Source organism: Streptomyces camponoticapitis (genome assembly GCF_014646115.1).
GTDB lineage: Bacteria > Actinomycetota > Actinomycetes > Streptomycetales > Streptomycetaceae > Streptomyces > Streptomyces camponoticapitis.
The window spans coordinates 180450-206964 of record NZ_BMMV01000009.1; the positions used below are offsets into that span (position 1 = coordinate 180450).

The 26515-nt window shown below is 70.6% G+C and carries 25 protein-coding genes; 7 read left to right on the forward strand and 18 right to left on the reverse strand.

The window, feature by feature from the left end:
- Positions 1-17: 17 nt before the first annotated feature.
- Positions 18-776 (reverse strand): GntR family transcriptional regulator, encoded by a 759-nt coding sequence (locus tag IEY79_RS16635; RefSeq protein WP_189108264.1) that lies wholly within the window; start codon positions 774-776, stop codon positions 18-20.
- 393 nt (positions 777-1169) lie between these two features.
- On the opposite strand from IEY79_RS16635, the gene IEY79_RS37380 reads away from it, so the two are divergent.
- Both IEY79_RS37380 and IEY79_RS16645 read left to right on the forward strand, forming a co-directional pair.
- Positions 1170-1601 carry a hypothetical protein gene (locus IEY79_RS37380; RefSeq protein ID WP_229700903.1) on the forward strand — a complete coding sequence of 144 codons (432 nt, stop codon included), beginning with the start codon at positions 1170-1172 and terminating at the stop codon, positions 1599-1601.
- Between the two features lie 222 nt (positions 1602-1823).
- Complete coding sequence (locus tag IEY79_RS16645; protein WP_189108265.1) at positions 1824-3230, forward strand: polysaccharide pyruvyl transferase family protein; 1407 nt, start codon at positions 1824-1826, stop codon at positions 3228-3230.
- A gap of 14 nt (positions 3231-3244) precedes the next feature.
- Here IEY79_RS16645 and IEY79_RS16650 read toward each other — a convergent pair whose 3' ends face one another.
- The 12 genes from IEY79_RS16650 to hrcA form a co-directional block, all read right to left on the reverse strand.
- Positions 3245-3622, reverse strand: coding sequence for an MmcQ/YjbR family DNA-binding protein (locus IEY79_RS16650; protein ID WP_373292555.1), 378 nt, complete (start codon positions 3620-3622; stop codon positions 3245-3247).
- A complete protein-coding gene (locus IEY79_RS16655) occupies positions 3619-4905 on the reverse strand; it encodes a hemolysin family protein (protein ID WP_189108266.1) in 1287 nt (428 codons plus the stop codon). The genes IEY79_RS16650 and IEY79_RS16655 overlap by 4 nt, the downstream gene beginning before the upstream one ends.
- Positions 4902-5399, reverse strand: coding sequence for an rRNA maturation RNase YbeY (gene ybeY / locus IEY79_RS16660; RefSeq protein ID WP_147872981.1), 498 nt, complete (start codon positions 5397-5399; stop codon positions 4902-4904). The genes IEY79_RS16655 and ybeY overlap by 4 nt, the downstream gene beginning before the upstream one ends.
- 41 nt (positions 5400-5440) lie before the next feature.
- A complete protein-coding gene (locus IEY79_RS16665) occupies positions 5441-6472 on the reverse strand; it encodes a PhoH family protein (protein ID WP_189108267.1) in 1032 nt (343 codons plus the stop codon).
- Between the two features lie 211 nt (positions 6473-6683).
- Positions 6684-7310, reverse strand: coding sequence for an Ig-like domain-containing protein (locus IEY79_RS16670; protein WP_189108268.1), 627 nt, complete (start codon positions 7308-7310; stop codon positions 6684-6686).
- A gap of 21 nt (positions 7311-7331) precedes the next feature.
- Entirely contained in the window at positions 7332-8444 is a 1113-nt protein-coding gene (locus tag IEY79_RS16675; protein ID WP_189108269.1) for a carbohydrate kinase family protein, read from the reverse strand.
- A 118-nt stretch (positions 8445-8562) separates the two neighbouring features.
- Positions 8563-9471 carry a ribonuclease Z gene (locus IEY79_RS16680; protein ID WP_189108270.1) on the reverse strand — a complete coding sequence of 303 codons (909 nt, stop codon included), beginning with the start codon at positions 9469-9471 and terminating at the stop codon, positions 8563-8565.
- A gap of 9 nt (positions 9472-9480) precedes the next feature.
- Positions 9481-9840, reverse strand: a complete 360-nt coding sequence (locus IEY79_RS16685; RefSeq protein WP_189108271.1) for a histidine triad nucleotide-binding protein — start codon at positions 9838-9840, stop codon at positions 9481-9483.
- An 87-nt stretch (positions 9841-9927) separates the two neighbouring features.
- Positions 9928-10668 carry a 16S rRNA (uracil(1498)-N(3))-methyltransferase gene (locus IEY79_RS16690; RefSeq protein ID WP_189108272.1) on the reverse strand — a complete coding sequence of 247 codons (741 nt, stop codon included), beginning with the start codon at positions 10666-10668 and terminating at the stop codon, positions 9928-9930.
- On the reverse strand, positions 10665-11738 hold the full coding sequence (locus IEY79_RS16695) for a nitronate monooxygenase (protein WP_189108273.1): 1074 nt from the start codon (positions 11736-11738) through the stop codon (positions 10665-10667). The genes IEY79_RS16690 and IEY79_RS16695 overlap by 4 nt, the downstream gene beginning before the upstream one ends.
- Before the next feature lie 99 nt (positions 11739-11837).
- On the reverse strand, positions 11838-12971 hold the full coding sequence (gene dnaJ / locus IEY79_RS16700) for a molecular chaperone DnaJ (protein ID WP_189108274.1): 1134 nt from the start codon (positions 12969-12971) through the stop codon (positions 11838-11840).
- A complete protein-coding gene (hrcA, locus tag IEY79_RS16705) occupies positions 12972-13994 on the reverse strand; it encodes a heat-inducible transcriptional repressor HrcA (RefSeq protein ID WP_189108334.1) in 1023 nt (340 codons plus the stop codon).
- Between the two features lie 163 nt (positions 13995-14157).
- Here hrcA and IEY79_RS16710 point away from each other — a divergent pair, with 163 nt between their 5' ends.
- Together IEY79_RS16710 and IEY79_RS16715 are read left to right on the forward strand one after the other, a co-directional pair.
- Positions 14158-14877, forward strand: coding sequence for an MBL fold metallo-hydrolase (locus IEY79_RS16710; RefSeq protein ID WP_189108275.1), 720 nt, complete (start codon positions 14158-14160; stop codon positions 14875-14877).
- A gap of 20 nt (positions 14878-14897) precedes the next feature.
- On the forward strand, positions 14898-15716 hold the full coding sequence (locus tag IEY79_RS16715; RefSeq protein ID WP_189108276.1) for a DUF3097 domain-containing protein: 819 nt from the start codon (positions 14898-14900) through the stop codon (positions 15714-15716).
- A 233-nt stretch (positions 15717-15949) separates the two neighbouring features.
- Here the strand turns inward: IEY79_RS16715 and hemW are convergent, their stop codons facing one another.
- Positions 15950-17182: a radical SAM family heme chaperone HemW gene (gene hemW, locus IEY79_RS16720; RefSeq protein ID WP_189108277.1), complete on the reverse strand. Its 1233-nt coding sequence runs from the start codon at positions 17180-17182 to the stop codon at positions 15950-15952.
- Positions 17183-17237: 55 nt separating this feature from the next.
- A complete protein-coding gene (locus IEY79_RS16725) occupies positions 17238-19442 on the reverse strand; it encodes a SpoIIE family protein phosphatase (RefSeq protein WP_189108278.1) in 2205 nt (734 codons plus the stop codon).
- Between the two features lie 265 nt (positions 19443-19707).
- Here IEY79_RS16725 and IEY79_RS16730 point away from each other — a divergent pair, with 265 nt between their 5' ends.
- The gene (locus tag IEY79_RS16730) at positions 19708-20409 is read left to right on the forward strand and encodes a response regulator (RefSeq protein WP_189108279.1); all 702 of its coding nucleotides are present in this window, start codon (positions 19708-19710) and stop codon (positions 20407-20409) included.
- Between the two features lie 51 nt (positions 20410-20460).
- Here IEY79_RS16730 and IEY79_RS16735 read toward each other — a convergent pair whose 3' ends face one another.
- Positions 20461-22350: an AMP-dependent synthetase/ligase gene (locus IEY79_RS16735; RefSeq protein ID WP_189108280.1), complete on the reverse strand. Its 1890-nt coding sequence runs from the start codon at positions 22348-22350 to the stop codon at positions 20461-20463.
- A gap of 246 nt (positions 22351-22596) precedes the next feature.
- Positions 22597-24462, reverse strand: a complete 1866-nt coding sequence (gene lepA, locus IEY79_RS16740) for a translation elongation factor 4 (protein WP_189108281.1) — start codon at positions 24460-24462, stop codon at positions 22597-22599.
- A 199-nt stretch (positions 24463-24661) separates the two neighbouring features.
- On the opposite strand from lepA, the gene rpsT reads away from it, so the two are divergent.
- Positions 24662-24928: a 30S ribosomal protein S20 gene (gene rpsT / locus IEY79_RS16745; protein WP_189108282.1), complete on the forward strand. Its 267-nt coding sequence runs from the start codon at positions 24662-24664 to the stop codon at positions 24926-24928.
- 273 nt (positions 24929-25201) lie between these two features.
- On the opposite strand, the gene holA is transcribed toward rpsT, so the two are convergent.
- On the reverse strand, positions 25202-26188 hold the full coding sequence (holA, locus tag IEY79_RS16750) for a DNA polymerase III subunit delta (protein ID WP_189108283.1): 987 nt from the start codon (positions 26186-26188) through the stop codon (positions 25202-25204).
- Between the two features lie 68 nt (positions 26189-26256).
- On the opposite strand from holA, the gene IEY79_RS16755 reads away from it, so the two are divergent.
- Positions 26257-26511, forward strand: coding sequence for a hypothetical protein (locus IEY79_RS16755; protein ID WP_189108284.1), 255 nt, complete (start codon positions 26257-26259; stop codon positions 26509-26511).
- Positions 26512-26515: the final 4 nt, after the last annotated feature.

Consider the following 26515-nt stretch of genomic DNA (forward strand, 5'->3'; position numbering starts at 1 on the left):
TGTCGTCGAGAGACGCCTTACGCGTCGAAGTCGTACTCCAGGACGTAAGACGCCGAGTCGAGAATCATCTCGTTGACCTCGACCGCCCGGCCGTCAGCGGTGAACGCCGTGCGGCAGATCAGCATCACGGGCGTCCCGGCGGACAGACTCAATCGCCGTGACTCCTCCTGGGACGGCATGCGCGAGCGGACTTCCTCCCGGAAGTGCGCGGGTTCGTGGCCGAGTTCGGCGAGGCGGGCGTAAATACCGCCGGGCCCTGTGTCCTCCCGCGTGATCGCGGACCCCGCGACGAGCGCGGCGGACAGGTGGCTGGCGGCCAGCAGCACCGGCTTCCCGTCCAGGACGAAGCGGCGGCTTCGTACGCACACGGGGGCGCCCGGAGCGAGGTCCAGCACATGGGCGACCCGTTCCGGCGCGGGCTCCTCGGTCACGGCGATCTGATCGACCACAAGATCCCGGTCCTCGATGTCCGCCGCCCAGATCGACCGTCCGGCGCCCCACAGCTCACCTGACAACCGCTGGACACCACGCCGCCGCACCGGCCGAAAGGCCCGCACGAACACCCCGGCCCCCTTGCGCGACTCGGCGATCCCCTCGGTCTGCAGCACCCCGAGTGCCTGCCGCGCCGTCATCCGTGCGACGCCGTGCTCGGTCATGAGCTCGTTCTCACCTGGCAGCCGCGCCCCGGGACCGTAGTCACCGAGCCGAATCGCCTCACGCAGCACATCGGCGATGCGCCGGTACTTCGGCTGCCCTCCGTCGTCCCTGGTCGCCATGCGTCGACACCCTTCCGTCTTCTCTAGACAGCCTAGGCCACACCCGTAACAGAGCATTCGGACCGTCAACCTCTCTAGACATCTCATTGACACCGCTGGCCCCGACAGGTTCTACTCAAGATGTCTAGAGAGGTTGCGTGCTGCGATGACACGTCAGAAGCCACCGCCGAACACCACACACCGACACCCCGCTCCCGTGCCCTACATCACACGGTGGAGCGCGGAGGAGTCACCCGGCATACGCGTCGTCGCGAAGAACGGTGGCATCGGCTACGCGGACGAGCGACCGTACGACCGGGACACGAACGGCGTCCTGTGGACGCGTGTCCCCTCGCTGCCAGGCAAGGGCGACCCGAGTTCGGCAAGGTGCACGCACTACGCCAACGGTTGGCCATGGAGGCCCTGCTGTGTCAGGTATGCGCCCTTCCGGCCGACTGGACCGGCGACGGCGTGCTGTGGATGCTCGGCGAGAGCCTGGATGACACTGACGGCTCCGGATCGGACATCGATGAACTCGTCACCGCCCAGCCGCCTCTCTGCCCGCCCTGCGCCGTGAAATCCGCCCAGGCGTGTCCGCACCTCCGCCGGCGGTGCACCGTCCTGCGGGCGCGCTCGTTCGACCTGGCCGGAGTACGAGGGGTCCTCTACCGCCCGGGACATCCGAGCCCCGTCGCGTGGGACGCGAGCGGTGTGGGCTTCGGCGATCCCCGCATCCGCTGGATCCGCGCCGGACAGTCGCTCATGCGGCTGCGTGGCATCACCGTCGTGCGTCTCGGCGCGCTCCGCGAGACCCCCCTCGGCGCACTCAGCGCACCGGTCGTCTGACGGAGCGTGAACCTGGGTGTTCGCGGGGTGGTGCGGGAGCCGCAGATCACATGAACGGCGTCCCAACAAAGCACGAATTAGGCATGTCTTCTAGCTTTTGATCTCGGGTATCGTCCCGTTCCACGCGGCCAGGTCACGTGATCGGGAACGGTGCCGCCGAGGGGAAGAGCGCGCTTTGCCGGGCTCCCGGGCAGGTTGTCCGAGCAGACGAGGAAGAAGGTCATGAAGCGCATACTCATTCGCTCTGGGAAGAGTCCGTTCTACGTCGCCAGTCAGCAGGAGTTCCTCCAGAAGGACCTGATCGGCACGAACTCCGGGAATCTGCTCTTCAGCGACGCCGCGCACAAGATCCTGCTCACCGAGCGGACCGAGGTGACGTCCAACGGTATCGGCACCGACGCGACGCCCGAGCGCGCGCGGCAGATCAACGAGGACTACGACGTCTTCGTCATTCCGCTGGCCAACGCCTTCCGGCCCTCCTTCAAGCCCAACCTGAACAAGCTCTCCACCCTCATCGAGCAGCTCACCATCCCCGTCGTCGTCGTGGGCGTGGGCGCGCAGGTGTCCGAGGACTACGACACCACCAGACTCGTGCCCATCGAGGCCTCGGTGAAGAGGTTCGTCAAGGCCGTCCTGGAGAGATCCGCCTCCATAGGTGTGCGCGGCGAGCTGACCGCCTCCTATCTGGAGCGGCTCGGCTTCAAGCGGCACGTCGAGGTCATCGGGTGCCCGTCGATGTTCCTGCACGGCGACACCTTCCCGACCCCCCGGGACCCGGGCACCATCGACGCCCACTCCCGGATAGCGATCAACATGTCCCCCGGTGCGATAGCCGTCGGCGACATGGAGGGCCTGGCCCGCCACGCGCTGAGCCGCTTCCCGCATCTCAGGTACTACGCGCAGAACCTCGCCGACGCCGAAGTCCTCTTCTGGGGCGACACCTCCGCCGTCACCGGCCCCCAGACCCGCTTCCCCCGGCGGTTGACCCACCCGCTGTTCGAGGAGAACCGGGTCAGGGTCCCGCTGGATCCCAAGACATGGATGGACGAACTGGCGACGTACGACTTCGTCTACGGCACCCGTATCCACGGCAACATCGCGCCCCTGCTCGCCGGCACCCCCAGCGTCGTCCTCGTGCACGACTCCCGGACCCTGGAACTCTGCCGCTACTTCGGCATCCCGCACCGGATGCTTCGCACCACGCCCGCCGACGTCCACCCGCAAGAACTGTACGAGCAGGCCGACTACAGCGAGATGGTCGGCGGGCACAAGGAGCGCTTCGACCGGTTCGTCGGCTTCCTCGACAGGAACGGTCTGGAGAACACGTTCACGCACGGCGACGGCGGCGCCGCCTTCGACCTGCGGCTCGGTGCCCTCGATCTGCCGCCGTCACTCGGCGTGTGGGACGGCACCGACGACGGGGCGCTGCACTACCGCTTCAGCCGGATGCACGAGCGTCACACCATCACGGACCGCCGTATCGAGGTGCTCACCAAGAAGAACAACGAGCTCCAGAAGAAGCTCACTTCGCTGGAGCGGCGGCTGTCCACCCTGGAGAGCGGCTCGATACGGCGGATCGGTCCGGCCGTCCGGCGTCAGGTACGCCGCCGGCTGCGGCCCAAGAACTGATCCGCGCGCGCCCGTTACGGCCGGTCGAGCCGAAGACGCTCCGCCTTCGGCAGACCGGCCACCACCAGGTCGTAACTGTCCTCGATCAGCTCGCGCACCATCCGCGCGGGCAGCCCGGGGACCGTGACCGTGTTCCAGTGCCGCTTGTTGAGGTGCCATCCGGGGACGATCTCCGGATGGGCCGCGCGCAGCCGTATCGCCTCGTCCGGGTCGCACTTGAGCGAGACCTTCAACGGCTCGGCGTCCAGGGCGGTGAGCAGGAACACCTTCCCCACCACCTTGAAGACCGAGGTCTCGGGGTCGAAGGGGAACTCCTCCTTCACCGCGTTGAACTCCAGGCAGAACGCGCGCAGTTCGTCCCGCGACAACGAGCCGCCCCCGGCGGAGCTCATCGCGACGCCGCCTTCCCGGCCGGCTCCGCGAGCACCGTAACGATCTTGTTCCGCCGGCCCGCGGGCGACTCCGCCGTCAGCCGCAGCGTACGGCCGTCCGGCAGCTCCACCAGCGCGCTCGCACCGGCGATCGGCACCCGCCCGAGCGCCTTCGCGAGCAGACCGCCGACCGTCTCCACGTCCTCGTCGTCGAACTCGTCCAGCCCGTACAGCTCGCCGAGATCACCGATGTCGAGCCGGGCCGTGACCCGGTAGGAGTCGGTGCCCGTCTCCTCGACCGGCGGCAGCTCACGGTCGTACTCGTCCGTGATCTCGCCGACGATCTCCTCCAGGATGTCCTCGATCGTCACGATGCCTGCCGTGCCGCCGTACTCGTCGATGACGACGGCGACATGGTTGCGCTCCTGCTGCATCTCCCGCAGCAGATCGCCCGCGTTCTTCGTGTCCGGCACGAACGCCGCCGGGCGCATCGCCGTGGAGACCAGATCGGCCTCGGAGTCGCGGTTGATGTGCGTCTTCCTGACGAGGTCCTTGAGATAGACGATGCCGACGATGTCGTCCTCGTTCTCCCCCGTGACGGGGATACGGGAGAAGCCGGAGCGCAGCGCCAGCGTGAGCGCCTGGCGGATCGTCTTGTAGCGCTCGATGCAGACCAGGTCCGTACGCGGCACCATGACCTCCCGCACCAGCGTGTCCCCCAGCTCGAAGACCGAGTGCACCATCCGCCGCTCGTCGTCCTCGATCAGCGACTCCTGCTCGGCGAGGTCCACCATCGCGCGCAGCTCCGCCTCGCTCGCGAACGGTCCCTTGCGGAAGCCCTTGCCCGGTGTGAGCGCGTTGCCGAGGAGGATCAGCAGCTGCGGGACGGGCCCCATGATCCGGGCCAGCGGCAGCAGCACGTACGCCGCGACGGTCGCCGTGTTCAGCGGGTGCTGCCGGCCGATGGTGCGCGGCGAGACGCCCACGGCCACGTACGACACGAGGACCATCACCCCGATCGCCACCAGCAGCGCGGCCCAGGTCTCCGCGAACTCCTCCAGGCAGACGTAGGTGACCAGCACCCCGGCCGCCATCTCGCACGCGACGCGCACCAGCAGCGCCACGTTCAGATACCGCGTCGGGTCGGCGGCGATCTGCGCCAGCCGGTCGGCGCCGCGCCGCCCGGAGCGCTCGGCCTCGGCGGCGCGGAAGCTGGAGACGCGGGCGAGCCCCGCCTCCGCGCAGGCCGCCAGCCAGGCGATGACCACCAGCGCGACGGCCCCGATGATCAGTTGCGTGATCACGAGACGGTCGGCGCGGGAGAGGGACCGGTCAGGCCCTGTTCGGCCCGCCAGCCGTCCACGATGGCCGCCTGGAGGCCGAACATCTCGGCCTTCTCGTCCGGCTCCTCGTGGTCGTACCCGAGGAGGTGCAGCACACCGTGGACGGTGAGGAGCTGGAGCTCCTCGTCCATGGAGTGCCGCGTCGGCGCTTCCTCGCCCTGGGTCTTCGCGACCTCCGGGCAGAGCACGACGTCACCGAGGAGCCCCTGGGGGGGCTCCTCGTCGTCCTTCACCGGCGGACGAAGCTCGTCCATCGGGAAGGACATGACGTCGGTCGGACCCGGGAGGTCCATCCACTGCATGTGCAGCTGCTCCATGGCGGCGGAGTCCACCACGATCACCGAGAGCTCGGAGAGGGGATGGATGCGCATCCGGGTCAGCGCGTAGCGGGCGGCCCCGAGGATCGCCTGCTCATCGACCTCGGTGCCTGACTCGTTGTTGACGTCGATCGACATGGTGCGGTGTGACTCTCCCGGTTAGTGCCGCGAGGCGTCGTTCAGCTGTGCTGTTCGTTGCCGTTGCGGCTGTCGTACTGCTCGTAGGCGTCGACGATACGGCCGACGAGCTTGTGCCGGACGACATCGTCGGAGGTAAGACGGGAGAAGTGCACGTCCTCGACGTCGTGGAGGATGTCCTGGACCTGGCGCAGACCGCTCTTCGTGCCGCCGGGAAGGTCGACCTGGGTGACATCGCCCGTGATGACGATCTTCGAGTCGAAGCCGAGCCTCGTCAGGAACATCTTCATCTGCTGCGAGCTCGTGTTCTGCGCCTCGTCGAGGATGATGAACGCGTCATTGAGCGTCCGGCCTCGCATGTACGCCAGGGGCGCGACCTCGATCGTGCCCGCGGCCATCAGACGCGGGATCGAGTCGGGGTCGAGCATGTCGTGCAGCGCGTCGTAGAGCGGACGCAGATACGGGTCGATCTTCTCGTACAGCGTGCCGGGCAGGAAGCCGAGCCGCTCCCCCGCCTCCACCGCGGGCCGGGTCAGGATGATCCTGGTGACCTGCTTGGACTGGAGGGCCTGCACGGCCTTGGCCATGGCGAGATAGGTCTTGCCGGTACCGGCGGGGCCGATGCCGAAGACGATCGTGTGCTTGTCGATCGCGTCCACGTAGCGCTTCTGGTTGAGCGTCTTGGGGCGGATCGTGCGGCCACGGCTGGAGACGATGTTCTGAGTGAGAACTTCGGCGGGGGTCTCGGGTCCGTCCGCGCCGCCGTTCTCGCTCGCCCTGAGCATGGCGATCGAGCGTTCCACTGCGTCCTCCGTCATCGGCTGTCCGGTGCGGAGCACCAGCATCATCTCGTCGAACAGGCTCTGGATCAGCGCGACCTCTGCCGCGTCGCCCACGGCGCTGATCTGATTGCCCCGGACATGGATGTCGGCGGCCGGGAACGCCTTCTCGATCACGCGCAACAGCGAGTCACCGGAGCCCAGGATCGTCACCATCGGGTGCTTGGCCGGGATGGTGAACTGGGCTCGCGCCTGACCGGGCGCGGGGGTAGGGGCTGTGGGTGTCTGAGTCATGGGCCGGCACTGTGGCCTGCACATACCTCCCGTTGCAGGGTTCTCGCCGCTCGACAACCTCTGGGTACCAGCGTACGACTCCGCACTGACAAGCCCGAAGGGCTTTTACACGCGCCTTCGCGCGGACGGGCCCCGGCGGGATCGTCCGATCCCACCGGGGCCGCTCACTGTCAGTAGCCGACCGGGGCCCGCGAAGACCGCCGGACGCCCTCTAGTGCTTTCTGACCTTCACCACGACGGTGTCGCTGGTGGAGCCGGTCGCACGCTCGCCCTCGGCCGGGACGTACTCGGCCGTGAACTTCCGGTTGCCGACCGTGGTGTCCGGCTTCAGCGTGCAGGCGGCCTTCCCGGCCCGTACGGGCATGGCGGCCAGCTTCTGCCCGCCCGACCTGAAGACCACCGTCCCGGCCGGCTCGGCCCTCGGGTCCAGCGTCACCTCGGCGGTGAGCCTGACCGGGTCCTCGGTGCCGTACCACTGCGCGTCGTCCGACGCCTTGAGCCGCACCGCCGACGTCGCAGCCGGGGCCTCCAGCGCCCCCGGCACGGCCGGCGGCCGGTTCTCCGCGCCACGGCCCCACGTGCTGCTCGCGCCGTCGGTGGTGAGCCTGAAGTTCACCGTGCCGGCGGAGAGCAGGTCGTGGTGCGAGATCCAGCTGCGCCCGGTCTTCTCGCCCGCGACGCTCAGCGTGTCGATGTACTGGATCGTCGACGCCTTCGCCCCCGGGGCGTTCAGGGTCAGCCTGGTGCCGTCGGGCTGCGTGATCACGGCCTTCGGGAACATCGGCGCCGAGAAGACGTAGTTGCCGGAGCCGGGCTGCGCCTCGAAGAAGCCCCGCATCGCGAACGCGGCCCCTCCCCGTCAGCCGGAGCGCCCGAAGCCGATCGTCGGCACCGCCCTGCGCAGCGGCCACGGCCGGGTCGGCGCGGGCAACAGGCCCGTCAGGAAGGCGTATCGGCGCAGTGCCGCCGGATCCTGGTCCGACAGCTCCTGCACGTAACTCCACCAGGCGGCCACCTCCGCCCAGCCGGGCGCCGACAGCGATCCGCCGAACTCCTGGACCGAGAGCGCGGCCGTGAGCCCGGAGAAGGCGAGCCGGTCGGCGAGCGGCCAGCCGGCGAGCGTGCCGGTGACGAACCCGGCCACGAACACGTCGCCCGCGCCCGTCGGATCGAGCGCCTCCACGTCGATGGCCGGCACCTCGGCGGTCGCGCCGGCGGCGCTGTCCACCGCGTACGCCCCCTCCGCGCCCAGCGTCACGACCACCAGCGGCACCACCTCCGCGAGCGCCCGCGCGGCGGCCTTCGGGCAGTCCGTACGGGTGTAGCGCATGGCCTCCTCGGCGTTGGGCAGGAACGCCTCGCAGTACGCCAGGTCGGGCAGGCCCGCCAGGTCCCAGCGGCCGGTGTCGTCCCATCCCACGTCGGCGAAGACCCGCGCCCCGTGTCCGGCGGCGCGGGCGATCCATCCCTCGCTGCGGCCCGGTGTGAGCGCGGCGACGGCGGCACGCGCGCGGGGCGGGCACTCGGGCACGGCGCCCTCGGGCGGCGGGGCCTCGTGGCCGTGCGAGACCATCGTGCGCTCGCCCTCGTACGCCATGGAGACGGTGACCGGCGAGTGCCAGCCGGGGACGGTGCGGGAGCGGGAGAGGTCGATGCCCTCGCCCTGCTCCAGGGCGTCCCAGCAGTACTCCCCGTAGTGGTCGTCGCCGAAGGCCGCCGCGAGCGAGGTGCGCAGTCCGAGCCGGGCCAGCGCGCTGGCCATGTTCGCGATGCCGCCGGGGCTCGAACCCATGCCCCTGGCCCAGGACTCGGTGCCGCGCACGGGGGCGCTGGCGAGACCGGTGAAGATGATGTCGAGGAAGACCGTGCCCGTCAGGTAGACGTCGCAGTCCGGGTCGTCCGGAGCACGCAGGGCGCCCAGCGGGTCGACATCGGCGGTGTGCTGCTGCGGCTTTCCTTCGGTTGGGGTCACGGTCGCGCTCCCGGATCGGCGTACGGATCCGGACAGTGTGCCCGATGGCACTGACAGCCCGCGTGACGGCAGGCCGTGGGGGCTGCCGTCGACGGCCGCGGGGCCGGGGCGGCGGCGGTCAGCCGGAGCGCTTGGGCAGCGGTACGCGTACGAGGTCGGCCGCGACGGTCAGCTCGCCCTCGTAACCGGCCGCCCTGGCCTGCCGCTCGAACTCCGCGGGGTCGGAGTAGCGCTGCGAGAAGTGCGTCAGTACGAGGTGCCGTACGCCGGCCTCGCGCGCCACCGCGCCCGCCTGACCGGCGGTCAGATGCCCGTGTTCCTCGGCCAGTTGCGCGTCCTCGTCGAGGAACGTGGACTCGATGACCAGCATGTCGCAGCCGTCGGCGAGGGCGTGCACCCCGTCGCAGAGCCTGGTGTCCATGACGAACGCGAAACGCTGCCCCCTGCGCTCCTCGCTGACGTCGTCGAGCGTCACCCCGCGCAGTTCCCCGTCGCGCTGGAGACGCCCCACGTCGGGCCCCTTGACGCCGTGCGCGGCGAGGCGTTCCGGGAGCATCCTGCGGCCGTCGGGCTCGGTGATCCGGTAGCCGTAGGACTCGACGGGATGGGACAGCCGGTGGGCCTGGAGGGTGTACGAGTCGGTGCGGGCGAGCACGCCGTCGGCGTCGACGGGAGCCTCGGTGACACCGACGGTCTCGCGGTACGCCGTCGCGTACCGCAGTCTCCTGAAGAAGACGTGTCCGCTCGCCGGGTAGTGCGCGGTGACCTCGTGCGGGACACGGTCCAGGTTGACTCGCTGGATCACCCCGGCGAGGCCGAGCGAGTGGTCACCGTGGAAGTGCGTGACGCAGATCCGGTTGATGTCGTACGCCGCGACTCCGGCGCGCGACATCTGGCGCTGGGTGCCGTCCCCGGGGTCGAAGAGGATGCCCTCGCCGTCCCAGCGCAGCAGATAGCCGTTGTGGTTGCGGTGCCGGGTGGGGACCTGGCTGGCGGTGCCGAGGACGACGAGTTCGCGTACGGACAAGGTGCGGGCCTACCCGGGAGGCCAGTTGAGACCGCGTCCGCCCAGGACGTGGGCGTGCGCGTGGAAGACGGTCTGGCCCGCGCCGCTGCCGGTGTTGAAGACGATCCGGTAGCCGCTGCCCACGGTCTTGTCCTCGGCGGCGACCTCCGCGGACTCGCGCAGGATGTCGGCGGCCATCTGGGGCTCGGCGGCGGCGAGGGCGGCCACGTCCGGGTAGTGGACCTTGGGGATCACCAGGATGTGCGTGGGGGCCTGCGGGTTGATGTCCCTGAAGGCCACGGTGGTGTCCGTCTCGCGTACGACGGTGGCCGGCACCTCCCCGGCGACGATCTTGCAGAACAGGCAGTCGGCCTGTCGTTCTCCCGCCATGGTCCGGGTCTCCTCATCGGTCGGCCGGTCGCCCCTGGTCACTTCCGTACGGAGGCATGCTATCCGCCCCCGGGGCGTGTCCGGCGATCAGGACCAGCGCCCCGTACGGCCCAGGAGCAGCGCGCAGGCGGCCGTGCCCGCGGTGGAGGTGCGCAGCACGGTGCGGCCGAGCCGGTACGGCGCGGCCCCGGCGTCCGCGAAGAGCGCCAGCTCGTCCGGGGAGACGCCACCCTCGGGTCCGACGACGAGCACGATGCTCCCCGCGCCGGGGAGTGCGGCGGTGGCCAGCGGCTCGCTGCCCTCCTCGTGCAGGACCGCGGCGAAGTCGGCTCCCGCCAGCAGCGCCGCGACCTCTTTGGAGGTCATCGCCTCCGCGATCTCGGGGAAGCGGAGCCTGCGGGACTGCTTGCCCGCCTCACGCGCGGTGGCACGCCATTTCACCAGGGACTTGGCGCCCCTTTCGCCCTTCCACTGGGTGATGCAGCGCGCGGCCTGCCAGGGCACGATCGCGTCGACACCTGTCTCGGTCATCGTCTCCACGGACACCTCGCCGCGGTCGCCCTTGGGCAGCGCCTGGACGACGGTGATGCGGGGCCGGGGCTCGTCCTCGGTCCGTACGCCGCTGACCGCGACGTCCAGCCGGTCCTTGCCGTGAACCGCCTCGACGGTTCCGTGGGCCCCGGTGCCCGCGCCGTCCGTCAGGACCACCTCCTCGCCGACGCGCAGCCTCCTTACGGAGACGGCGTGGCGGCCCTCGGGGCCGTCCAGCGTGACCGTGCCCGGCCGCAGGGCGACAGTGGGGTCGACGACGAAGACAGGTGCGGTCATGAGGCGTTCCCCAGGGTCAACGAGGCGCGGGCGGCTTCGAGTTCTTCGGCGAGGACCTCGACGAGCTGCCCGGCGGGCAGATCGCGGGCCATCCGGTGTCCCTGGCCGGCCCACAGGGCCATGCCCTGCGGGTCGCCGACCTTGGCCGCGGCCTTGCGCAGCCCGGTGGTGAGGTGGTGCACCTCCGGGTACGCGGGCGGGGCGTAGCGGCCGTGTTCGCGCATGAAGCGGTTGACGAGGCCGCGCGCGGGCCGGCCGGAGAAGGCGCGGGTGAGTTCGGTGCGGGTGAACAGCGGGTTGGTCATGGCCTGCTTGTGGAGCGCGTGGGCGCCGGACTCCGGGCAGACGAGGAAGGCGGTGCCGAACTGCGCGGAGTCGGCGCCCGCGGCCAGCACGGCGGCGATCTGGCCGCCGCGCATGAGTCCGCCGGCCGCGATGACCGGGAGCCGTACGGAGTCCCGTACCTGCGTCACGAGCGACAGCAGCCCGATGCCCGTGGCGTCGGCGGCGGGGTCGTCGCGGTGCGTGCCCTGATGGCCGCCGGCCTCGATGCCCTGGACGCAGACGACGTCGGCGCCCGACCATTCGGCGGTCTGGGCCTCCTCGGGCGTCGTCACGGTGACGACGGTGACGGTGCCGACGCGGGTGAAGGCGTCGAGGGTGGTGGGCGTGGGGCAGCCGAAGGTGAAGGACACGACCGGGACGGGATCGTCGAGCAGTATCGCGAGTTTGGCCTCGTACCCGTCGTCGCGGCCCGCCTCGGGGTCGCCGAGCGGGGTCTCGTACCAGGTCACCTCACCCGCGAGCTGTTCGCGGTAGAGCTCCACGGCGGCATGGTCGTCGTGGTGCGGCTGCGGCATGAAGAGATTGATCCCGAACGCGGCGGAGCTGAGCCCCCGGAGCTGCTTGACCTCCTCGTACATCCCGTCGGCGGTCTTGTAGCCGGCGGCGAGGAATCCGAGCCCCCCGGCGTCACCGACGGCCGCCACCAGCTGCGGGCAGGACGCGCCGCCGGCCATGGGAGCCTGCACGATCGGATACCGGCAGAGATCGGTCAACACGGAGGACATGCACGCATGGTGCCATGTCGCCCGTGGAGTCTTGGTACCGGTTCGTCCTCGGCCGCCGGAGGGGCCCTGAGCAGGCCGTCCGGCGGCCGAGGAGACGGTCTAACGACCGTTGAACGCGTCCTTCAGCCGGGAGAAGAGTCCCTGTTGCCCCGGTTGAAACTGGCCGGTGGGCCGTTCCTCGCCCCTGAGCTTCGCCAGCTCTCGCAGCAACCGCTCCTGCTCCGGGTCGAGTTTCGACGGGGTCATGACCTCGACATGGACGATCAGGTCGCCCCGGCCACCGCCCCGCAGATGCGTGATGCCGCGGCCGTGCAGCGGGATCGACTGGCCCGACTGGGTGCCCGGCCGGACGTCGATGTCCTCGACGCCGTCCAGCGTCTCCAGCGGGCACTGTGTGCCCAGGGAGGCCGCCGTCATCGGGATGGTCACCGTGCAGTGCAGATCGTCGCCGCGCCGCTGGAACACCGCGTGCGGCAGTTCGTGGATCTCGACGTACAGATCGCCCGCCGGACCGCCACCGGGGCCGACCTCGCCCTCGCCGGAGAGCTGGATACGGGTGCCGTTGTCGACGCCCGCGGGGATCTTGACCGTGAGCGTGCGGCGCGACCTGATGCGGCCGTCACCGGCGCACTCGGGGCAGGGGGTCGGCACGACCGTACCGAAGCCCTGGCACTGCGGGCACGGCCGCGATGTCATGACCTGGCCCAGGAAGGACCGCGTGACCTGTGAGACCTCGCCGCGACCGCGGCACATGTCACAGGTCTGCGCGGACGTACCGGGTGCGGCGCCCTCGCCCGAGCAGGTCGTACAGACGACCGCGGTGTCGACCTGGATGTCCTTGGTCGTACCGAAGGCCGCCTCGTTGAGGTCGATCTCCAGCCGGATCATCGCGTCCTGGCCGCGCCGCGTCCGCGACCTCGGCCCACGCTGCTGCGACGTTCCGAAGAACGCGTCCATGATGTCCGAGAAGTTGCCGAAGCCTCCGGCGCCGAAGCCACCGGCGCCGCCGCCCGCCTGCGAGAGCGGGTCGCCGCCGAGGTCGTAGACCTGCTTCTTCTGCGGGTCCGACAACACCTCGTACGCGGCGTTGATCTCCTTGAAGCGCTCCTGCGTCTTGGGATCGGGATTGACATCCGGGTGCAGCTCGCGGGCGAGCCTGCGGAATGCCTTCTTGATCTCGTCCTGTGATGCGTCGCGGCGTACGCCGAGTACGGCGTAGTAGTCCGTGGCCACTTACGACTCCGCCAGGATCTGTCCGACGTAACGTGCCACTGCGCGTACCGCTCCCATCGTTCCGGGGTAGTCCATGCGGGTCGGTCCGACCACGCCGAGTTTGGCGACTGCCTCGTCGCCCGAACCGTAGCCGACCGCGACGACGGACGTGGAGTTGAGGCCCTCGTGGGCGTTCTCGTGCCCGATTCGTACGGTCATGCCCGAGTCCTCGGCCTCGCCGAGCAGCCTGAGGAGCACGACCTGCTCCTCCTCCTCAAGTGCCTCCAGCACCGGCCGGATGGTCAGGGGGAAGTCGTGCCCGAAGCGCGTCAGATTGGCGGTACCGCCGATCATCAGCCGCTCCTCGGTCTCCTCCACCAGAGTCTCCAACAGCGTCGCGAGGACGGTGGACACCGTCCCCCGGTCCTCCAGGTCGAAGGATTCGGGCAGCTCCTGCACCAGCAGCGGCACGTCGGAGAACCGGCGGCCCACGACCCGGGCGTTGAGCCGGGCCCGCAGGTCCGCCAGCGACGTGTCGCCGAACGGCACCGGACAGTCGATCATGCGCTGCTCGACCCGGCCGGTGTCGGTGATCAGCACCAGCATCAGCCGCGCCGGGGCCAGCGAGAGCAGTTCCACGTGCCGCACCGTCGAGCGGGTCAGCGAGGGGTACTGCACGACCGCGACCTGCCGCGTCAGCTGCGCGAGCAGCCGCACCGTACGGCCCACCACGTCGTCCAGGTCGACGGCGCTGTCGAGAAAGTTCTGGATGGCCCTGCGCTCCGGCGCCGACAGCGGCTTCACACCCGCCAGCCGGTCGACGAAGAGCCGGTAACCCTTGTCCGTCGGAATACGCCCCGCACTCGTGTGGGGCTGTGCGATGAAGCCCTCGTCCTCCAGGACCGCCATGTCGTTACGGACGGTGGCCGGGGAGACACCGAGCTTGTGCCGCTCGGTCAACGCCTTGGAGCCGACGGGCTCCTCGGTGCCGACATAGTCCTGGACGATGGCGCGCAGCACCTCAAGCCTGCGTTCGCTCAGCATCGCGCACACCTCCAGCTCTGGGTCCTCGGATCCGGCTTGGCACTCGGTGCGTAGGAGTGCCAGCATTCCCCGGGCCAGTGTACGGCCGTGAGGTACGCCCCTAGCAAGGCCGACCGGTCACGCTACCGCGCGGCACCGCCCGCCCCACCGATAGCGTCGCCGTATGAACGTCCGTTGGGAAGAGCACGGCTGGGAACGACTGGCACCAGGGGTCGGCAGACGGCGACTGCCTGGCTGGGATGCGACGGTCGGGCTCGTCGTGGGCGAGGACGCCGTCCTTCTGTACGACACGGGCTCGACGCTCCGTGAGGGCGCGGAGATCCGCGCCCAGGCGCAGGCCCTCTGCGGCCGGCGCGTCACCCACATCGCGCTCAGTCACCCCCACTTCGACCATGTCCTCGGCACGGCGGCCTTCTCAGGAGCGGAGGTCTACGGCGCGGTCGGTCTGGGCGAGCTGCTGCACCGCGACCGCGAGAGCCTGCGCGCCACGGCCGTAGGGCACGGTGTACCCGCCTCCGAGGCCGCCACGGCGGTGGACGTGCTCGTCCTCCCGGACCACCCCGTGTCCGGCGAGTGGACGCTCGATCTCGGTGGGCGGCAGGTACTTCTCGCCAATGTCGGCCCCGGGCACTCCGGACACGATCTGGCCCTGCTGGTCCCCGGCGACCGGGAGATCGTCTTCTGCGGCGACCTGGTCGAGGAGTCCGGCGAACCACAGGCCGGCGACGACGCGATCCCCTCCCGCTGGCCGGCCGCCCTGGACCGGCTGCTGGCGCTGGGCGGTGAGGACGCGGTGTACGTTCCCGGCCACGGCGCGGCCGTCGACGCGGCGTTCGTACGGGCCCAGCGGGGCGCGCTCGCCGCACGTTTCGGGACGGCGTGACGCGGGGTTATCGTCTGCGGATGCGCAGTTACAGCCCCGATCTGACCCCGCCCTGGAAGCGTTCGAAGCGGGTGCCCGAGGTGCCCGCCGAGCCGGATCTGGTGGTCGAGGAGGTGTCGACGGGCTTCTGCGGTGCGGTGATCCGCTGCGAGAAGACGGCCGAGGGGCCGACGGTCACCCTGGAGGACCGCTTCGGCAAGCACCGGGTCTTCCCCCTGGTCGAACGGGGGTTCCTGCTCGAAGGCCAGATGGTCACCCTCGTCCGGCCCACCTCCGGGGGTCCGGCCCGGCCCGCCCGTACGGCCTCCGGCTCGGTCGCCGTCCCGGGCGCGCGGGCGCGGGTGGCCCGTGCGGGGCGCATCTACGTCGAGGGGCGGCACGACGCGGAACTGGTCGAGCGGGTCTGGGGCGACGACCTCCGTATCGAGGGCGTGGTCGTGGAGTACCTGGAGGGCATCGACGACCTCCCGGCGATCGTCACGGAGTTCGGCCCGGCACCGGACGCGCGGCTCGGCGTACTGGTGGACCACCTGGTGCCCGGCTCCAAGGAGTCCCGCCTTGCCGAGCAGGTGACCGGGGACGACGTACTGGTCGTGGGGCACCCGTACATCGACGTCTGGGAGGCGGTGAAGCCGTCGTCGGTGGGCATCCGGGCGTGGCCGACGGTTCCGCGCGGCCAGGACTGGAAGACGGGGGTGTGCCGGGCCCTGGGCTGGCCGGAAAACACCGGTGCGGCGTGGCAGCGGATCCTCGGCTCGGTCCACACGTTCCGAGACCTGGAACCGGCGCTGCTGGGCCGGGTGGAAGAACTGATCGACTTCGTCACGGAACCGGTGTAGCTCCGGGGGGGCTTGTGCGGATCCCCCACCGGCGTGAGGGGGGGCGGGGGCGCAGGAGGGGTGTGTTCGGACACTCAGGCTGATTTGTGGCGCGGGAACAAGAACCTCTCCTCGGGGCCAACGAGCGGTGCGCGCGCCGTAAATCACGCCGTCCGGAACATACCCCTCCGGAGACCCCGAACCCCGCCCCGAGCACCGGCAGCAACCAAGACCCACGCCGGAGGCGCTACGCCTCAGTCCACCAGGTCCCGCACCACCGCGTCCGCCAGCAACCGGCCCCGCAACGTCAGCACCGCCCGCCCCTCTCCGTACGGCCCCGCGTCCAGCAGCCCGTCGTCCAGCGCCTTGCGCGCCGCCCCGAGCCCCGCCGGCCGCAGCAGCGACAGCTCCACGCCCTCCGACAGCCGCAGCTCCAGCAGGATCCGCTCCACGCGCCGGTCCTCCGCCGTGAGGAGTTCCCGCCCCGCCCCCGGCGACCGCCCCTCCGCCAGCGCCGCCGCGTACGCGCCGGGGTGCTTCACGTTCCACCACCGGACCCCGCCCACATGGCTGTGGGCGCCCGGCCCGGCGCCCCACCAGTCCGCCCCTCGCCAGTACAGCTCGTTGTGCAGGCACCGCCCGGCCGTCGTGGTGGCCCAGTTGGAGACCTCGTACCAGGAGAACCCGGCGGCGGCCAGCGTCTCGTCCGCGATCAGGTACCTGTCGGCGTGCTCGTCGTCGTCCGTCATGGGGATCTCGCCCCGGCGGATACGGCGGGCCAGCCCCGTGCCCTCCTCGACGATGAGCGCGTACGCCGACACGTGGTCGGGCCCGGCCCCCACCGCCGCCGCGATCGACTCTCGCCAGTCGTCGTCGGTCTCCCCGGGCGTGCCGTAGATCAGGTCGAGGTTCACATGCTCGAACCCGGCCGCGTGGGCCTCCGCGACGCACGCCTCGGGCCGCCCGGGCGTGTGCGTGCGGTCGAGCACCTGAAGGACGTGCCGCTTCGCGCTCTGCATGCCGAACGAGATCCGGTTGAAGCCGCCCGCGCGCAGCTCCGCCAGGTACGCGGGGTCGACGGACTCCGGGTTCGCCTCGGTGGTGATCTCGGCGTCGTCGGCAAGGCCGAACTCGTCGCGTACGGCGCCCAGCATGCGTACGAGGTCGGACGCGGCGAGCAGCGTGGGCGTACCGCCGCCGACGAAGACCGTGCGGACGGGCCGGGAGTCGTCGCCGAGGACCTTGCGGGCGAGCCGGATCTCGTCGGTCAGGGTGTCGGCGTAGTTGTCGCGGGATGCCAGGACGCCCCCCGAGCCGCGCAGCTCCGTCGCGGTGTAGGTGTTGAAGTCGCAGTAGCCGCAGCGGGTGGCGCAGTACGGCACGTGCAGGTAGAAGCCGAGCGGCCGGTCCGCCGCGCCCTCAAGGGCGTGCGGGGGCAGCGCGCCGGACTCGGGCATGGGGTCACCGTCGGGCAGAGCGGAAGGCATGCCCCCAGTGTCCCGCACCGCGGAGGTGTCCCGACCAGGACGCCGAGGCGGACGCCTACTCCGCCCGCAGCACCAGCATCGCCAGGTCGTCCGAGGGCGGACTCGGGTCGAAGTCGTGCACCGCGCGTCTGATCCGCTCGGCGACGCCCTGCGCGTTCAGTCCCGTGCAGCCCGCCAGGATCGCGGCGAGACCGTCGTCGTCGTCCAGGAGCAGCCGGCCCGAGCGGCGCTCGGTGACCCCGTCGGTGACGCACAGGAGCGTGTCCCCCGACGCCAGGTCGAAGCTGAGGCTCTCGTACGCGACGTGCTCGTCGACCCCGAGGAGCAGTTGCGGCTCCGCCGCCACGCGGACCGTCCCGTCGGGCCGCAGCAGCAGCGGCAGCGGGTGCCCCGCGCTCGCGAGGGTGCAGCGGGCGCCGCCGCCGGTGCCGGGGAGCGGCGCGAGTTCGCCGTACAGGAGGGAGAGGAAGCGTGACTGGCCGCCGTCGGCGAGTCCGCCGCCGCGCCCGCCGTCCCCGGCGCTCTGCTCGATGTCGCCGATGTCACGGATGTCGCCCATGTCACTGAGCGGGCCCAGGTCGCTGAGTCCGGGGAGGGCGCCGTCGCCACCCGTCAGGTCCTGCCCGCCGGCGACGGCGACCATCAGCGCGGCGGCCTCGGCGGCTTCCATCGCGTCGTCGAGCAGGAGCCGGTTGAGCCGGTCGAGGACCTCGCCGACGCCGTACCCCTCACGGGCCAGGAGCCGCAGCCAGGGCCGGGCGAGACCGGTGACGACGGCGGCCTCGGGGCCGCTGCCCTGGACGTCGCCGAGCATGAAGCACCACCGTCCGCCGGGCGGCGCCGGGAAGACGTCGTAGAAGTCGCCGCCGACCACGCCGTCGTCGGCGGGCTCGTACACGAGGTGGCTCTCGACGCCCGGGATCCGGGCGACCTGACTGGGCAGCAGGCTGCGTTGCAGGACGCGGCTGATGGTGGCCTGCCGGGTGTAGCGGCGGGCGGCGCCGATCGCGAGTGCGACGCGGCGGGCGAAGTCCTCGATGAGCGCGATGACTTCGTCGGGCATCCGGGCGAGCCGGCGCCGGCCGAGGACCAGGGTGCCGAGGGGGCGGCCGTTGGCGACGAGCCGGCAGGAGACGGCCGCGCCGTCGTGCGAGCCGGTCTGGCCGGAGCCGGGCCAGGGGACGGGCACAGGAACGTTACGCCCGCCGGTGCCCCCGCCCGTGCCGTCCTGGCCGGGCTGGGAGTCGAGCAGCCTCGGCGGCTCCTTCTCAAGGAGGGCGCGGAGCAGTTCGATACGGGACTCGTCGGCGTGCCAGACGCGGGCGAGCCGCGGCGTACCGGCCCTGCCGTGTCCTTCGCCCTCGCCGTCGAGCCAGATCGCGCACCAGTCGGCGAGCCGGGGCACGAGCAGCTGCCCGGCGAGCGCGGCGACCAGGTCCTCGTCGAGCTGGCCGGCCAGCAGGTCGGAGGCTTCGGCGAGGAAGGAGAGTGCGCCCCGGCTGATCCAGTCCGGGTCCTCGCGCGGCATGCCGCGCGGTGCGGCGGCGAGGATCTCGGCGGCGCGCAGCCCGCGGCGCAGGGCCGGTTCCCCGACGACCCCGTTGACTCCGGAGGCCGCGTCGGTGCCGGACGGGACCTCGGCCGTCGGTCCGTCGAGCGGGAGCCGGGCCCAGACGGTCTTGAGGCCGGTGCGGTAGGTGATGCCCCAGCGTTCCGCGAGGGCGGCGATGAGCTGGAGGCCCCGGCCGTAGTCGGGAGCGCCGCCGCCCTCCGGACCGTGCGCGTCGCTGCGTACGGAGCGGGCGGGGTGGTGGTCGGAGACCTCGATGACGAGCGCGGCGGGCTCGTACTCGGAGGCGGTGTCCGGCTCGGGGAGCGCGACGGGCGCGCCGTCGGGACCGGGCGCCCGGTCGGGTCCCGGCGCGTCGGGCCCGTCGGCCTCGGGCTCCGGCGGTGCTTCGAGACGGCAGAGCAGTTCGACGTTGGTGCCGGCGTGCACGACGGCGTTGGTGACCAGTTCGTCGACGATCAGCACCGCGTCGTCGGCGAGCCCGTCGGAGCTGTGGCGGCCCGGTGGGCACGCCTCGTCGCCCTGGCAGAGGGCGCAGGTGGTGAGCAGTCCGAGGCTGGTCCACTCGGCGAGAGCCGCGCGTACGAACCGGCGCGCGGCCGACGGAGCGAGCGGGTTGCCCGGCAGGCTGGTGCGTGCCGTGCGTCGCTCGTCGTGCCGGAACACCCGACTCCGCGTCGGAGTCGGCACTTCCGGATCGTTCGGGTCCCGACGGTCCCCTATAGGCACCACGTGCGGCTCCTGGTTGTTTCTTTCGTTGCGCCGCTTACGACCCCGACAGAGTGACAGACTGAGCGTGCCCATATGCGTCGAGTCATCGAAACGGGCGAATAAGCGGGCGAAGAAATGGGCGAAGAACGGAGCTCAGAGGCCACCTCCCGGCCGCCGTACCCCCGACACACTACGCACCCGGATCCCCCAATCCCGGCCATCATCTACTCGGACGCCACCCACGATGAGCACCCAGATACCCACCGAACCAGCCACTGACACCCCTGTCGAGGACCGCGCGGGAATCCTTCTCGTCGACGACATGGAGGAGAATCTCCTCGCACTCGAAGCCGTACTGGCCTCCCTCAACGTCCCGCTGGTACGCGCCCGTTCGGGCGAGGAGGCGATGCGGGCGCTGCGCCGCGAGCGGTTCGCGCTGGTCCTGCTGGACGTACGGATGCCGGGCATGGACGGCTTCGACACCGCCGCCGGCATCAGGCGGCTGGACCAGGCGAAGGACGTCCCGATCATCTTTCTGACCGGGAGCGATCCCGACAGCGGATTCACGTTCCGCGGCTACGCGACCGGGGCGGCCGACTTCATCCCCAAGCCGTTCGACCCGTGGGTACTGCGCGCCAAGGTGACGGTCTTCCTCGAACTGCACCGCAAGAACCGCCAGTTGGAGGCCCTGCCGGCCCGGGACCACGCACAGCTCGCGGAGATGGCCCGGCGGCTCGCCGCGATCGAGTCGATGCTCGGCGGTGACGGTCCGGTCGGGCACGGCGGCGGCTCCGCCGGCGGCGGTGCGGGCGCGGACGGCACCGAGGGCGAGGGCGGCACGGACACCCTGCGCGGCCCCGGTGACCTGGCGGCGCTGCGCGAACACGTGGCCGGGCTCGGCAACATACTGCGAGAATTACGCCGCGGACGGAGCCTCCAGCCGTAGATCCCGGCCGCCGGCCCCGCCCGCGTACTGATGTACGGCGCGTATACGCGTCTACGCCTCCCGCGTGCCCTCGTACATCTCGTCCAGCAGGTGCTTGTACTCCCGCTCCACGACAGGCCGCTTGAGCTTCAGACTCGGCGTCAGCTCGCCGTGCTCGATGTCCAGGTCGCGCGGCAGCAGCCGGAACTTCCTGATCGTCTGCCAGCGCTGAAGGCCCTCGTTGAGCTCCTTCACATAGCCCTCGATGAGCTCCTTCGTCCGCGGCGACGCGACGACGTCGGCGTACGAGGCGCCCTCCATGCCGTTCTCGGCCGCCCAGCCGAGCAGGGACGGCTCGTCCAGGGAGATGAGCGCGGTGCAGAAGTTCCGGTCGGCGCCGTGCACCAGGATGTTGGAGACGTACGGGCACACCGCCTTGAACTGGCCCTCGACCTCGGCCGGTGCGATGTACTTGCCGCCGGAGGTCTTGATCAGGTCCTTCTTGCGGTCGGTGATCCGCAGATAGCCGTCGACCGACAGCTCCCCGATGTCGCCGGTGTGGAACCAGCCGTCGGATTCGAGGACTTCGACGGTCTTCTCGGGCAGGCCGTGGTAGCCGTCCATGATGCCGGGGCTGCGCAGCATGATCTCGCCGTCGTCGGCGATCCGGACCTCGGTGCCGGGCAGCGGCTTGCCGACGGTGCCGGTGCGGTAGGCCTCGCCCGGGTTGACGAAGCTCGCGGCGCTGGACTCGGTGAGGCCGTAGCCCTCCAGGATGTGGATTCCGGCGCCGGAGAAGAAGAAGCCGATGTCGGGCGCGAGGGCGGCGGATCCGGAGACGGCGGCGCGCAGTTGGCCGCCGAACGCGTCGCGGAGCTTGGCGTAGACGAGCTTGTCGGCCACGGAGTGCTTGGCGCGGAGGCCGAAGGGCACCGAGGCGGTGCCGGTGTGGCGGAAGTTGTCCTGGCGGACCTTGGCGTACTCGCGGGCCACCTCCGCGGCCCACTGGAAGATCTTGTACTTCGCCGCGCCGCCAGCCCGCGCCTTGGCCGCGACCCCGTTGTAGACCTTCTCGAAGATGCGGGGCACCGCCGCCATATAGGTCGGGCGCACCACCGGCAGATTCTCGATGATCTTGTCGACGCGGCCGTCGACCGCGGTGACATGACCGACCTCGATCTGGCCGGAGGTCAGCACCTTGCCGAAGACGTGCGCCAGCGGCAGCCAGAGGTACTGGACGTCGTCGTTGGTGACGAGCCCGGTGCCCGCGATGGCCTTCGCCACGTACGACCAGTTGTCGTGCGCCAGCCGTACGCCCTTGGGGCGGCCGGTGGTGCCCGAGGTGTAGATGAGGGTGGCGAGCTGCTCGGCGGTGATCGCGCCGACCCGCTCCTTGACGGCCTCGGGGTGCTCCTCCAGATACTTCGTCCCGCGCTTCTCCAGCTCGGCGAGGGAGAGCACCCAGCCGTCCGGGTCACCCTCGGCCGGCGTCGCGCCTGCCTCGTCGATCACCACGACATGGGCGAGCTTCGGCAGCTCGGACCGGCGCTCGCGCGCCTTGGCGAGCTGCTCGGCGTCCTCGGCGATGAGGATGCGGCTGTCGGAGTCGGCGAGGATGTACGCGCACTCCTCGGCGTTCGTCGAGGGGTAGACGGTCGTCGTCGCCGCTCCCGCGCACATCACACCGAGGTCGGCGAGGATCCACTCGACCCGGGTGGCGGCGGCGAGCGCGACACGCTCCTCGGGCCGTACGCCCAGCGCGATCAGACCGGCGGCCATCGCGTACACCCGCACGGCGGCCTGGCCCCAGCTCAGGGACTTCCAGTCGTCGGGGCCCTGACCCGTGGCGGGAGGGACCGGATGGCGGTACGCCTCCGCGTCCGGCGTGGCCGCCACGCGCTCAATGAAGAGGGTCGCCACTGACGGCGGCCGATTCTCGATCAAGGTCTTTGTGTCGCTCACGACGTCCTCCGGGCCCCGCAATGTTTGCGCGACTGGCTTGTTGTTTAACTGGTGAGTAACCATCGAGCAGTGATCAGACTAGAGCGGACCCGCCCGGTACGTAAGGGGACGCGGGGACCCGCTTCATAACGAACAAGACCCGTGAACGGGCGTCGGGCCCGCGCGCCTGTGCGCCCGGACCCGACTGGTCCTACTCGCGAGTCACTTCCCCGTCGCCTCCGGTCCCAACCCGGCACGCGCCCGCGATCACTTCTTCTTGCTCGACGACTCGTCGCTCGACAGCACCGCGATGAACGCCTCCTGCGGGACCTCCACGCTGCCGACCATCTTCATCCGCTTCTTGCCCTCCTTCTGCTTCTCCAGCAGCTTGCGCTTCCGGGAGATGTCACCGCCGTAGCACTTGGCGAGGACGTCCTTGCGGATGGCGCGGATCGTCTCGCGGGCGATGACCCGGGATCCGATGGCCGCCTGGATGGGCACCTCGAACGCCTGGCGCGGGATGAGCTCCCTGAGCTTGGCGACGAGCCGTACGCCGTACGCGTACGCCTGGTCCCGGTGCGTGATCGCGGAGAAGGCATCGACCTTGTCGCCGTGCAGCAGGATGTCGACCTTGACGAGCTGGGCGCTCTGCTCGCCGGTGGGCTCGTAGTCCAGCGACGCGTAGCCACGGGTCTTCGACTTCAGCTGGTCGAAGAAGTCGAAGACGATCTCGGCGAGCGGAAGGGTGTAGCGGATCTCCACCCGGTCGGCGGAGAGGTAGTCCATACCGAGGAGCGTGCCGCGGCGGGTCTGGCAGAGCTCCATGATCGAGCCGATGAACTCGCTGGGCGCGAGGATCGTGGCCCGGACGACCGGCTCGTGCACCGAGTCGATCTTCCCCTCGGGGAACTCGCTCGGGTTGGTGACGGTGTGCTCCTTGCCGTCCTCCATCTCCACCCGGTAGACCACGTTCGGCGCGGTCGCGATCAGGTCGAGGTTGAACTCGCGCTCCAGCCGCTCCCGGATCACATCGAGGTGCAGCAGCCCGAGGAAGCCGACGCGGAAACCGAAGCCGAGAGCGGCGGAGGTCTCCGGCTCGTAGACCAGGGCCGCGTCGTTGAGCTGGAGCTTGTCGAGGGCGTCGCGCAGCTCGGGGTAGTCCGAGCCGTCCAGCGGATAGAGGCCGGAGAACACCATCGGCTTGGGGTCCTTGTAGCCGCCCAGCGCCTCGGTCGCGCCCTTGCTGAAGGAGGTGATCGTGTCACCGACCTTGGACTGGCGGACGTCCTTCACACCGGTGATGAGATAGCCGACCTCGCCCACGCCGAGACCGTCGGCCGGGGTCATCTCGGGCGAGGAGACACCGATCTCCAGCAGCTCGTGGGTGGCGCCGGTGGACATCATCCGGATGCGCTCGCGCTTGTTGAGCTGACCGTCGATGACACGTACGTACGTGACGACGCCCCGGTAGGAGTCGTACACCGAGTCGAAGATCATCGCGCGCGCCGGGGCGTCGGCGACGCCGACCGGCGGGGGTACGTCCTTGACGACCCGGTCGAGCAGGATGTCCACGCCGACGCCGGTCTTCGCGGAGACCTTGAGCACGTCCTCCGGCTGGCAGCCGATCAGGTTCGCCAGCTCCTCGGAGAACTTCTCGGGCTGCGCGGCCGGCAGGTCGATCTTGTTGAGCACCGGGACGATGGTGAGGTCGTTCTCCATCGCCAGATAGAGGTTGGCGAGGGTCTGTGCCTCGATGCCCTGCGCGGCGTCCACCAGCAGGATCGTGCCCTCACAGGCGGCGAGGGAGCGGGACACCTCGTAGGTGAAGTCCACGTGGCCCGGGGTGTCGATCATGTTCAGGACATGGGTGGTTCCCTTGTCCGGACCCTCGTTGGGGGCCCACGGCAGCCGGACCGCCTGGGACTTGATCGTGATGCCGCGCTCGCGTTCGATGTCCATCCGGTCGAGATACTGGGCACGCATCTGCCGCTGGTCGACCACGCCGGTCAGCTGGAGCATCCGGTCGGCGAGCGTCGACTTGCCGTGGTCGATGTGCGCGATGATGCAGAAATTGCGGAGCAGCGCCGGGTCCGTACGGCTCGGCTCGGGCACGTTGGTAGGGGTCGCGGGCACGCAGGGTCCTGATTCTTGAGACGCGCGGCGTCTCGTCTCGGGTCGATCGGATCGATACGTAGGCTCCATCGTCCCACGGGTACGGGGCTGCGCCCGGTTTGGGCCGGTCGGGCGGCGACTGGTAGCGTTGTCAGCTGTGTCTGCTGCCGTCTCGGCGTGGGCGCTCATTCAAAGATCATCGAACCTGAAAAGGCGTTTCGTGGCGAACATCAAGTCCCAGATCAAGCGGAACAAGACCAACGAGAAGGCGCGCCTGCGCAACAAGGCCGTCAAGTCGTCGCTCAAGACCGCTATCCGCAAGGCCCGCGAGGCCGTTGCCGCCGGTGACGTCGAGACGGCGAACGTGGCCGTCCGTGAGGCGTCGCGCAAGCTCGACAAGGCTGCCTCGAAGGGTGTCATCCACAAGAACGCCGCCGCCAACAAGAAGTCGGCGCTGGCGTCGAAGGTTGCCGCCCTGCAGGGCTGAGCGACTGTCTGCTCACTCTTGATTCCAACCGCCGGAACGGACTCAGCGGGCCCTCTCTACCGCTCCTGACCGGTGTCTTTCGGAGCCGCGCACGACTGCGTTCGCCACGCGGGTGCGGGTCCAGCCAGGTTTGACGACGAAGGCCCCGGTACGGCGTACCGGGGCCTTCGGCATGCGGGTCCGCGCCGCGGCGGGGCCTCAAGGCCGTGTCCGGCAAATCCCGCCTGGCGCGCGATGCCCTGCGTCCGGACGTCGCTGTGTGTCGGGCACGACCTAGCGGCCGGCGCGGGCCGCGCGGGCGACCGTCACGACGGCCTTCTCCAGCGCGTACTCGGGGTCCGCGCCGCCGCCCTTGACGCCCTCGTCGGCCTCCGCGACCGCGCGCAGCGCCGTCGCCACCCCGTCCGGGGTCCAGCCGCGCATCTGTTGACGCACCCGGTCTATCTTCCACGGCGGCATGCCCAGCTCACGCGCGAGATCGGCGGGCCGGCCGCCCCGCGCCGAGGAGAGCTTGCCGATGGCGCGCACGCCCTGCGCGAGGGCGCTGGTGATCAGTACGGGCGCGACGCCGGTCGACAGCGACCAGCGCAGCGCTTCGAGCGCGTCGGCCGCGCGGCCCTCCACGGCCCGGTCGGCGACGGTGAAGCTGGACGCCTCGGCGCGGCCCGTGTAGTAGCGGGCGACGACGGCGTCGTCGATCGCGCCCTCGACGTCCGCGACGAGCTGGGACACCGCGCTCGCCAGCTCCCGCAGATCGCTGCCGATCGAGTCGACCAGCGCCTGGCAGGCCTCGGGCGTGGCCGACCGTCCCAGCGTGCGGAACTCCGAGCGGACGAAGTTGAGCCGCTCGGCGGGCTTGGTCGTCTTCGCACAGGGGACCTCCCGGGCGCCGGCCTTGCGGGCGGCGTCGAGCAGGGCCTTGCCCTTGGGCCCGCCCGCGTGCAGCAGGACGAGCGTGATCTCTTCGGCAGGGGCGTCGAGGTACGCCTTGACGTCCTTGATCGTGTCGGCGGGGAGGTCGTGCGCGTTCCGTACGACGACGACCTTGCGCTCGGCGAAGAGCGACGGGCTCGTCAGCTCGGCGAGGGTGCCGGGATGGAGCTGGTCGGAGGAGAGGTCGCGTACGTCCGTGTCCGGGTCGGAGGCGCGGGCCGCCGCCACGACCTGCTGGACGGCACGGTCCAGCAGCAGGTCCTCCTGGCCCACGGCGAGCGTGAGAGGGGCGAGCGGATCGTCGGGGGAAGTCTTCCTGGTGGCCATCGCGGTCCAGCATCGCACGGCCCACCGACAGCGCTCCGCGTGCCGGCCGGGTACGGGAGAATGGGCGGGTGAGCGATGTTCGACATGTACTGGTGCTGCCTGACCGCGACGCCGCCGAGGAGGTGGCGAGTGAACTCGCCGACCGCTTCGGGGTGGTGGAGGAGCCCCAGCTCGTACGGGACGCCCTGGCCGGCGAGGACGACGCGGAGGACGCGCAGTGGCTGGTGGTGATCGAGGACGCGGCGACGCGGCTCGACCCCGCGGCGCTGGACGCGTTCGCGGCCGAGTACGAGGGGTGGCTCGAAGCACCGCCCGAGGAGTGACACC